Genomic DNA, 8,345 nt, shown 5'->3' with positions numbered 1-8,345 from the left:
CGACCAGAAGGAAGGCATGGCCGCCTTCGCCGAGAAGCGCCCGCCGGAGTTCAAGCACCGCTGACCCGGCACCGGTCGGCGTGGGCCCCTTCGTCCTCCGGGCGAAGGGGCCCACGTGCTGCTCAATCCCGCTTCCGCACGGGCCGGGTGGGATCGTCCAGCCAAGCCCACTGCCCCTCGGCCGTTACGGTCCACCCGAACCGCTCCGGCCCGGGCCTCCCCTGCTCCTCCCACCAGAGGTGGGCCGCCTCCACCTCGTCCCAGAGCCGACGCGGGCCGTACTGCCGCACACGTCCTCCGGGGTCCACGGCGGCCCAGGACCGAGCGTCGGTGGTCGCCGCCCAGAGCCGGGCAGCGTCCTCCTCCCACGCGGTCCACACGTCGCCGAGGCAAAGGCCGAGGGCGAACCGGGCCTCCCACTGGTCCCCGGTGACGTGCTGGGGGTCGAAGGACGTCCCGCGCTCCTCGGGCACGTGGTCGTCGCGTACGACGTCGCGAAAGATCCGCAGGTCCTGGCGCTGGGTCCGCATCAGCATGAACGCCGAGTGGGGGCTGAACCGCCCTTCTGCCCCGTCCTGTCCGACGGTGAGCTTCAGCAGCCCCCAGCAGATCATCGGGTTGTCCCACGGCGTGAGGACGATGCCGCCGGGCTCGGTCTGCTCGATCCATTCCCACGGCACCCGGCGGACGGAGCAGGTCGAGACGATCCGGTCATAGGGCGCCCGGCGGCTCCAGCCGTCGGCGCCGTCGCCGTGGACCACCTCCACGCCGAGGCCGGCGGCGTTCAGGGACGCCCACGCCTGCCGGGCGACCTCCGCGTCGATCTCCACCGAGACGACGCCCCCGGGCCCGAGCCGGTGCGCGAGCAGCGCAGCGTTCCAGCCGGTGCCGGTGCCGATCTCCAGCACCCGCATGCCCGGCCGGAGGTCGAGGTCCTGGAGCATCCGCACGACGATCGAGGGCGCCGAGGCGGAGGACGAGGGCCAGGGATCGGACGACTCCCGGCCGTCGTTGACCTGGGTGACGATCGGCACGTCGGCGTAGGCCGCCTCGAACCAGCGCCGGTCGTCGCTGCCGAGGTCGCACGGCTCATAGCCACCGCCGCCGTCCGCCAGCCAGATCCGATCGGGGAGGAAACGATGGCGCGGCACCGCCTCGACCGCCTCCCGCCACACCTGGGGAACGGGCCCGCCGAGCGCTTCGCCGACGGCCCGGAGCAGGCCGCGCACAGCGGCCTGCTCCGGTCGATGCACGGAGTCCGTCACTTCTTGTCGTCGTCCTTCCGGTGCTTGGGCTCGGGCATCGGCCGCGAGCCGTCGGGCGACGGCTTGGCGGTGCCGGGGTCCTTCTTGCCCCCGTGCTTGCCGTTGCTGTCCTTGTCGGTTCCCCAGGCCATGCTTCCTCCTTGCGAGTTGGGACGGGTTGGGTGACGACTACCGGTCCGGCGGCCGAGGCGTGGGCGGGTTCGCGGGCTTGGGCTTCGGAGGCTTCGGGTCCGCAGTGAACACAGCGAGTTCCCTTTCGAGTTGAGGAAGGGGCGTTCAATTCCCCGCCTGTGCCGCTGATCCGGCGGCACAGGCGGAGTCAGTGGGAGCGGTTGATCAACACCAGCGCCGCGGCGAGAACATGGAAGGCCGCCGCCAGCGAGACCCCGTACGCGGCCCAGACCCGAACGGGATCGGGGACAGGAAAGGAGTCGTCGGGATCGAGACCGTCGTCCGGAAGCTGCAAGCTCACCGCACGATCGTCAGATCGGCGTGAACGACCTTCCCCGCCGGCTCGACGGCCGCGCCCCACCGACCACAGGTGAGGCGATCCACCAGGGCCAGGCCCCGGTGGCACTCCTCGTCGGCGGAGGCCCGGATCAGCACCGGCAGCGCACATGAGCCGTCCCGCACCGCGATCCGCAGCGCGTTCCGCGAGACATGCCGCACGAACAGCGTCATCTGCTGCCTGCACCCGGTCTTCGCAGCATTCGTTACCAGCTCACTGGCAATCAGCACACCGGAATCGATCAACTGGTCCAACCCCCACCCGGCCAGCGTGCCCCGAACGAAGCGACGAGCACGACCCGCCGACTCCGGCAGGTAGGGCAACAAGAGCTCGGCCTCTGCCGGAAGATTCGAGACCGAACCGGCGCCCGGAGGCGCGTGAGCCTTCAACAACGCATGTGCCATGGCAACTCCAGAGTGAGCCGGGTTCACCCATAACGACGGGCGCTTACCAGATCCGGCGAAGTTCCGAGCAATTGAGGCCGCAGCTCGCCACGTCGGGACTACGCTGTCGGAGCCACATCGCGACTTCGCTTCGCACTTGAAACGCTACGTCGCGTAGTGCATGGTTCCGACGGACTGTCAGTACGAGTTGGTCGGCCGGTCAAGGTCGGCAGGAGTCCTCATGGCTGCTCATTCGCAGACAAGGCACGAAACAACACTGACCGGGAGTCAGCCTTCGCCTGCACGGGAGCCGGAGGGTGCCATCGCCGGCTATCTCTTCAAGGTCATCCGAGAGCAGATTCCCCGCACCCAGGAGGAGTTGGCGGAGGACCTCGGAGTGGACAAGAGCACCCTCCAGGGGTGGGAATCCGGACGGCGTCCACTGTCGTCCACCAAGGCCGGCAACCTTGTGGCAATGCGTCGAAGGCTCATCCGCCTCGGCGCTCCGCCGACCCTGGTGGACATGCTGTCTACGGCCATGGACGCCGACCTCCTCCTGGGTGAGGTACTCAATGCGGATACCGCGATCATCCATCTGGACGAACATCCGCTCGGGGCATGGGTGCTGACACGCGACACCACGCACATGATCGGCTGGGCGGTCAGCGGGGTCCTGCCAGGAGTGGTGGCTTCCTGCTCGACGATTCCGGCCGCGCGAAGAGGGCCCGTTTCCTCGTCACCGCTCCTCGAACCAGGTTTGCGAGAACGGTTCTTCCAGAGTCTTCGCGGTGCCGCCGATGCGGCGGAGCGGGCCGGATCGGAGGCAGCACTGCTTCGCAGGCAGGTCTGGTACCTCTCCTCGTACGACCAGGAGTGGAATGCTGCGGACTGGTTCGACGGTCTGCGTCGACGGGGTGCACTCACCACAACCCCCGGCTGGTCGCCCCAATGGGCCGAGGCGAGGTCAGTAGCGGCATCCCTGGCCCGTCAGGGTGATCCGACATTGCTCAGGGAGTTCATCGACCAGTCGATCGTCGACCACGATCGGGCCGAGTCGGCCAACCTGAACTATTGGGCACACTGGCTCGGGCTGGACCGGAGGCCTCAGAAGGACGACTGTTTCATGACGGAATGCAGTCGGCCCGCCTGGGACGCCACGGCTCTCCTCAGGGAACTCGCCGTGCGGCTCGACCGAGCCGTCGAGTACACCGACCTGTATGTTCATTCGGTCTGGGCACTGATCATTTCCCGCCGCAATCTACTCGACTCCGATCCCTATGTGGCGAAGGAGTTGGCAGGCCGGGTTGGGATTGTGCTCGAAGACGGATCTCTCTCCTCGGAGTCCCGGCGCAAGCTGGAGTGTGTGTACTACGGTCTCCGGGCAGGCGGCTACAGCGTTTGAGAGAGGGCGGTCATGGCGGACGACCAAGAGCTGAAGGGCACGACGGGGTACCTCTTCGAGGCGGGGATGCTGAAGCGGGCAAAGCGGTCGGGCTGGTGGATCGCCGGTGTGAAGGACCCCGAGACGATCGCAGAACACTCCTTCCGTACCGGCGTCGTCGGTGCGGTGCTCGCGATGATGGAGGGCGCCGACCCGGCGAAGGTCGCGCTGCTCTGCCTCTTCCACGACACGCAGGAGACTCGCGTCGGCGACATTCCGCACATCGGGCGACGGTACGTCACCGCCGCGTCCAACGAGGACGTCACGGCCGACCAGGTCAGCGCCGCTCATCCCGCCGTCGCGGCGGGGATCCGGGCGGTCGTCGAGGAATACGAGAACGGAGAGAGCCTGGAGGTGGTCGTCGCCCACGATGCCGACAAGCTCGAATGCCTGATCCAAGCGGTCGAATACCGCGAGCAGGGCTACCAGAACGTCCAGCCGTGGATCGACAGCAGCCTCGCCCGCCTCAAGACCGAGTCGGCCCGGCAACTCGCCGAGGCAGCGCTCGGCATGTCCTCCCTGGAGTGGCAGAAGGTCTACCTGGAGTAGCCGGTGGTGGAGCTCAGAAGCCGTCGTTGGCCTGGGGGAGAGCTCGGTGGTCAGCGATCGGCAGCGGAGGAGGTGTCCGACCGGGTAGCCGAGGTACGCCGTGCACGTCGTGGACGCGCTTCGAAGTAACCTGGCGCCGGCCGGCCTGGCACACGACGGCCGGCGCCTGCTGGGAGGTAGGGCTCTCTACTGGGCCGGTGTCGAGCTGAGTCAAGGCCCCCAAGATGACTGCCTTCGATGTGGGAAGTCGGAGCGGCCGGCTTCCCACACCGAGAAGCGGAACCGCAGGTGCCCTCAGGTGTTCTCCGTCAGCGTCGTGTTGAGGCGGGCCAGACCGCTGCGGGTGGTGGCCACGACGACGCTGTCGCCCGGTTCCAGCGTCCGGGTGCGGTCCGCATAATTCCAGTGGTAGAGGCGGGGGCTGCGGGCCAATCGAACCGCCAGGACCCTGACGCCGCCGGGGTCCTCCAGGTCGTGGCGGTTGAGGCCGATCAGGCCGGTGCCGATCTCGGCGGGGAGTTCGGCGATCAGCAGGACGTGCCGAAAGACCGAGAGGGTGCCGAGGACCTCGCGGCCCATCAGGGCGGCGGCGAAGGCCGGGGCCGAAAGGTACGAAGTCGAACGCGAGGCGACGTTGTCCAGGGTGGCGTAGACGTGGCTCGCGAAGGAGTCGTCGAAGAGGCGCAGCACCACGCGGACGTCGGGCCGGACGGCGCGGGCCTCCAGTGCCGCCTCCAGGTTGGTGGCGTCGTCGCCGCTGACGGCGACCACCGCGCGGCTGTGCTTGAGGCGGGCGCGGCGGAGTTGTTCGGCGAGGGGGCCGTCGTCGACGACGACCGGGACGCCGAGGGCGCGGACGGCGGAGATGCCCCGGGCCTGGGGGTCGCTCTCCAGGCCGACCACCGGCACGCCGAGCCCGTGCAGTTGGGCGACCACCCGGGTGCCGACGTTGCCGAGGCCGACCACGACGACGTGGTCGCGGGTGCCCGCGCCCGGGCTGCGGTGCTGGCCGCGGCGGCCCGAGGCGAGCACCTCGACCATGATGGCGGTGGCGACTGGCGCGAAGGTGATGCCGCAGAAGGTGATCACCACCTGGGCGATCCGCTGCCAGGTGCCGCCGGTGCCGCTCCCGTCCCCCGCGCCGGGCTGGTCCGGCTGGGCGGCGCCGGCGAGGTCGAGCAGGGAGGCGTAGAAGGTCCAGGCGAAGTCCCCGTTGAGGTACCAGAGCAGCCCGAACGAGAACAGCACTGCGGCCAGGGCGGTGATCAGTACCACGCGGAGGCGGGCGCTGGTGAAGAAGCGCAGGGTGTCGAGGAGCCGCCAGCGCAGCCGCCGCCACCAGGGGATCCGGACGGCGGGTTCGCTGGGCAGGGTCTGGAGCGCCGCGACGCCCCCGGCGGCGGGGGACGGTTCGTCGGGCGCGGGGGCGGGTTCGGCGGCGCGGCGGGCCTCGGTGGCGGAGCGGATCGGGCCGCCGTCGCCGAACTCGCCGGCCAGGCGGACGAAGGAGGCGGAGTCGCCCTCCTGGTCCGGCAGCAGGCGGATCCGGCCGAGGTCCTGGCGGTCGATGCGGTCGGCGACGACGCAGATCCGGTCGGCGGCTATGTCGTCGTCGTAGGCGATGTGCAGGAAGCGGTCGCCGACCTGGACGGAGTTGGGCCGGGACAGCGCCGCGTCCGCGAAGGCCGGGGCGGCGGTGGCGGAGCCGGAGAGCGCGGTGCCGTTCCGGAGCAGCCGCTCGATGTTGGAGCCGAGGCGCTGGTTGAACATCCGCAGCACGATGCGGATGTTCGGGTTGTGCCCCTGGGCGGAGAGCGCGGCGTGGATGTTCTCCTGGTCGCTGCCGTCGACGAGGGCGATGCCGCGCGCGGTCTCGATCCGGACGGCGCGCAGGGCCTCCTCGGTGACGCTGGCGTACTCGACGACGGCGGCGACGCCGTCCAGCTGCTCGATCCGGGGTGCGTGGTCGCGGGTGCGGTCCGGGACGAGGACGACGACCGGTACTTCGTAGTGCTCGACGAGTTCGAGGACCAGGCGGTGGGCGAGTGCGTTGCCGCCGCAGACGATGTAGTGCTGACCGATCGGCTCGACCGGAGGGGTCCCCCACCCTTCAGAAGTCATATCGACGGATCTTATCGACGGTTAGTGAGGGTGAGGTGACGTTCGGGGAACCCCGGGGGAAATCCGTTCGATCGCCCGAACGGGTGCGCCCCGCGAGCGCGGTCCGGCGCGGGCGGTGATCGTGAGGTGATCGTGAGGAACGCCGTCCACCGATCGTGAGGAACGCCGTCCGCCGCCCGCACTCCAGGAGGATGCCACCGTGGTCTCCCCGATCATCACTCCCGACGGTTCCCCGGTCCGGGGTCCGCTAGGGATGCTCGCCAAGGCCGCCTGGCAGGTGCTGCTGCTCGCCGGGCTGGTCTCGCTCGCGCTCGGGATCGTCGTGTTCGTCTGGCCGAAGCAGACGCTGATGGTGGTCGGCGTGCTGTTCGGCCTCTATCTGCTGGTCATCGGCATCGTCCAGTTGGTCGCCGCGTTCGGCACCCATGCAAGCACCGCGATGCGGGTGCTGGCCTTCATCAGTGGGGCCATCTGCGTGCTGCTCGGTCTGCTGTGCTTCCGCAGCGCGGTGCAGTCGCTGCTGCTGCTGGCGATCTGGATCGGCATCGGCTGGCTGTTCCGCGGCATCACGCAACTGGTCGCCGCGATCTCGGACGAGACGATGCCGGCCCGCGGCTGGCAGGCCTTCGCGGGTGCGGCGAACACGCTGGCCGGCGTGCTGCTGATGGTCTGGCCGGTCGGCTCGATCAAGGCGCTGACGGTCCTGGCCGGGTGCTGGCTGCTATTCCTGGGGCTGGTCGAGATCGTGACGGCCCTCCAGGTGCGCAGTTCGGCGAAGCAGATCCCGTCCGGCATCTGAGGGCGGGAGAGAAGGACGACGGGACGGCGGGCGGGCCCTCGGGCCGGGCCCGCCGTCGGCGCGCTGGCGGTCAGCGCCGCCGGCCAGCGCCGCCGGTCAGCGCCAGACCGGGGCGTCCGTGCCCCAGCGGCCCGGCGGGCGGGACCAGTCCGTGGGGGCGCCCGCGTAGCCGAGGGGCGGGCGGGCGTGGTGGAGCCGGCCGTAGTCCGGCGAGGCGGTGTCGGTGATCCACCGGGTGGGGTCGTAGGGCTCGTCGTTCGGCAGGACGTGCGGGTCGGCGGTGGGGGCGATGCCCTGCAGCAGCCAGGAGGCGGTGCCGGCCAGGGAGTAGCGCAGGTGGCGGCTTCCCGGGCGACCGGTGCGCTGGTCGGTGAGGGCGCGCAGGACCCCGGCCGCGATCAGGTAGCCGGTGCCGTGGTCGAGGGCCTGGGCGGGCAGCACACCAGGGCGGCCGTCGGCGCCGGCCTCGACGGCGGCGATGCCGCAGCCCGCCTGGACCAGGCTGTCGAAGCCGCGGCGTCCGCTCCACGGGCCGGTCCAGCCCCAGGCGTTCAGCTCGACGACCACCAGGCCCGGTCGGCGGGCGAGCAGCTCGTCGGCGGCGAGGCCGTACGCGTCCAGGGCGCCGGGGCGGTAGGCGGTGACGACGACGTCGGCGGTGGCGAGCAGGTCGTCGAACGCGGCCCGGTCGGCCGGCCCGGCGAGGTCGAGGCGGGTGGAGCGCTTGCCGAAGCCGGTGTCGGCGTGGGCGTCCTCGGCCTCGGGCAGACGGGGCGAGTCGACCCGCAGCACGTCGGCGCCGAGCAGGGCGAGGGTGCGGGTGGCGACCGGTCCGGCGATCACCCGGGTGAGGTCGAGGACGCGGATCCCGGCGGCGGGCAGGTCGGCGGGGGCGAGTGGACGGGGCGCGGCCGTGTCGACGGTCCGGAGCTCGACCAGCGGCAGGACCAGCTCCCGGGCCGGCGCGACCGCGACGGCGAGCGCTCCCGCCGTGTACGCGCGCTCCTGGACGGTGGCGGCCGGCTGTTCGCGCAGTACGGCGGCGAGCCGTTCGGGCCCGGTGTCGGCGGGCAGGCCGAGGGCGGTGAGCAGCCGGGCCCGGTGGTGGGGGTAGTTGGCGTGGGTGCGCAGCCAGCCGTCGGCGGTCTGCCAGAAGCCCGAGAGCGGCGCGAAGCTGACCGGGGCGCGGCCGTCGATCCGCAGGTGGCGTTCGCTGACGAAGGCCGTGGCGACCGCGCCCTGGTCGACCCGGACCTCGGGCACCGGGCCGCCGGAGCGT

At 70.9% G+C, this 8,345-nt stretch carries 9 protein-coding genes; 3 read left to right on the top strand and 6 right to left on the bottom strand.

Annotation, left to right across the window (positions count from 1 at the left end; translation table 11 throughout):
• Window positions 1–122 precede the first annotated feature (122 nt).
• The 4 genes from VR45_RS21795 to VR45_RS21790 all read right to left on the bottom strand — a co-directional run bounded on the left by VR45_RS21795 (window position 123) and on the right by VR45_RS21790 (window position 2,177).
• Window positions 123–1,265, bottom strand: a complete 1,143-nt coding sequence (locus VR45_RS21795) for a methyltransferase domain-containing protein (RefSeq protein WP_052709265.1) — start codon at window positions 1,263–1,265, stop codon at window positions 123–125.
• Window positions 1,262–1,396 (bottom strand): hypothetical protein, encoded by a 135-nt coding sequence (locus VR45_RS50110; protein ID WP_286163382.1) that lies wholly within the window; start codon window positions 1,394–1,396, stop codon window positions 1,262–1,264. Before VR45_RS50110 ends, VR45_RS21795 begins: the two co-directional genes overlap by 4 nt.
• Window positions 1,397–1,584: 188 nt before the next feature.
• Complete coding sequence (locus tag VR45_RS47110) at window positions 1,585–1,737, bottom strand: hypothetical protein (RefSeq protein ID WP_159394302.1); 153 nt, start codon at window positions 1,735–1,737, stop codon at window positions 1,585–1,587.
• The gene (locus tag VR45_RS21790; protein ID WP_052709264.1) at window positions 1,734–2,177 is read right to left on the bottom strand and encodes an ATP-binding protein; all 444 of its coding nucleotides are present in this window, start codon (window positions 2,175–2,177) and stop codon (window positions 1,734–1,736) included. Before VR45_RS21790 ends, VR45_RS47110 begins: the two co-directional genes overlap by 4 nt.
• A 220-nt stretch (window positions 2,178–2,397) precedes the next feature.
• On the opposite strand from VR45_RS21790, the gene VR45_RS21785 reads away from it, so the two are divergent.
• Window positions 2,398–3,558 (top strand): helix-turn-helix transcriptional regulator, encoded by a 1,161-nt coding sequence (locus VR45_RS21785; protein ID WP_045941486.1) that lies wholly within the window; start codon window positions 2,398–2,400, stop codon window positions 3,556–3,558.
• Window positions 3,559–3,570: 12 nt separating this feature from the next.
• Window positions 3,571–4,146, top strand: coding sequence for an HD domain-containing protein (locus tag VR45_RS21780; RefSeq protein ID WP_045941485.1), 576 nt, complete (start codon window positions 3,571–3,573; stop codon window positions 4,144–4,146).
• A gap of 294 nt (window positions 4,147–4,440) precedes the next feature.
• Here the strand turns inward: VR45_RS21780 and VR45_RS21775 are convergent, their stop codons facing one another.
• A complete protein-coding gene (locus VR45_RS21775) occupies window positions 4,441–6,267 on the bottom strand; it encodes an NAD-binding protein (RefSeq protein ID WP_045941484.1) in 1,827 nt (608 codons plus the stop codon).
• Between the two features lie 199 nt (window positions 6,268–6,466).
• Between VR45_RS21775 and VR45_RS21770 the strand changes: the two genes are divergently transcribed.
• On the top strand, window positions 6,467–7,066 hold the full coding sequence (locus VR45_RS21770) for an HdeD family acid-resistance protein (protein ID WP_045941483.1): 600 nt from the start codon (window positions 6,467–6,469) through the stop codon (window positions 7,064–7,066).
• 96 nt (window positions 7,067–7,162) lie between these two features.
• On the opposite strand, the gene VR45_RS21765 is transcribed toward VR45_RS21770, so the two are convergent.
• A partial coding sequence (locus VR45_RS21765; RefSeq protein WP_045941482.1) for a CoA transferase occupies window positions 7,163–8,345 on the bottom strand: 1,183 nt, incomplete at its 5' end.

The organism is Streptomyces sp. NRRL S-495 (assembly GCF_000966955.1).
Lineage (GTDB): Bacteria > Actinomycetota > Actinomycetes > Streptomycetales > Streptomycetaceae > Kitasatospora > Kitasatospora purpeofusca.
This window is presented reverse-complemented; position numbering and strand designations above follow the sequence as displayed.